This is a genomic window from Sulfitobacter sediminis, assembly GCF_040811725.1.
Lineage (GTDB): Bacteria > Pseudomonadota > Alphaproteobacteria > Rhodobacterales > Rhodobacteraceae > Sulfitobacter > Sulfitobacter sediminis.
In genome coordinates this window covers 1-789 of sequence record NZ_JBFNXX010000100.1, presented here as the reverse complement: position 1 = coordinate 789, position 789 = coordinate 1, and the positions used below count along the sequence as shown (strand labels likewise).

The window sequence follows — 789 nt, the reverse complement described above, 5'->3', positions numbered from 1 at the left end:
ACAACATCAGAGCTAGTACCGCCAAAGACAGCCAAACCGAAGACGGCTGCGGGTAAGCAAACGCGCCAGGCGCAGCTGCACAAATTGCTGACCCGGAAGTCCGGGGTGACCATCGCCCAGCTCCAAAGGGCCTTCGGCTGGCAACCGCACACGGCAAGGGCCGCGATATCCGCGCAGCGCAAGGCGGGTTGCGCAGTGGCTCGGACGCAAACGGATAAGGGATCGGTCTACCGGATTGCCGCAGGGCAGGGCGACCGGTGAACGCCGGAGAGATAGATCAGGTGTCGATCATGATCGCAGAGATCGAAGCCTGTGATCGATCAGCCTGCCTGGACCGCTGGCGCGCAGCCTTTGGCCGCCCGCCACCCAAGCATCTGTCCCTGCCGTTCCTGAAACGGGTGCTGATCTGGGAGGCGCAGAACAAAGTACTGGGCGGTGTATCGGCGAAGACCACCCGCAGACTGAAGCACCTTGCCGCCGGCAAGACCGTACCCATTGCCGCAAAGCCCGGTTCCTTCCTGGTGCGGGAATGGAACGGGCGGACATACCAGGTTGAGGTGATCGACGGCGGGTATGTCATGGACGGTAAGACCTGGCGGTCCCTCTCAGCCATTGCCAAGCACATCACCGGCGCCCACTGGTCGGGCCCGCGCTTCTTCGGGGTCCAGTGATGCACCGGGTCCGCTGCGCCATCTACACCCGGAAGAGCTCTGAAGACGGGCTGGAGCAGGACTTCAACTCACTCGATGCGCAGAGAGAGGCCTGCGAGGCCTACATCGCAAGCCAGAA

Annotated in this window: 2 protein-coding genes; both read left to right on the top strand. The window is 63.0% G+C overall.

What is annotated here, in order from left to right; genetic code table 11:
- Nucleotides 1–261 (top strand): DUF3489 domain-containing protein (locus AB2B41_RS23340; RefSeq protein WP_367880226.1); only part of this gene is annotated, 261 nt, incomplete at its 5' end.
- On the top strand, nucleotides 258–671 hold the full coding sequence (locus AB2B41_RS23335) for a DUF2924 domain-containing protein (protein ID WP_367880225.1): 414 nt from the start codon (nucleotides 258–260) through the stop codon (nucleotides 669–671). The genes AB2B41_RS23340 and AB2B41_RS23335, both read left to right, overlap by 4 nt.
- Nucleotides 672–789 lie beyond the last annotated feature (118 nt).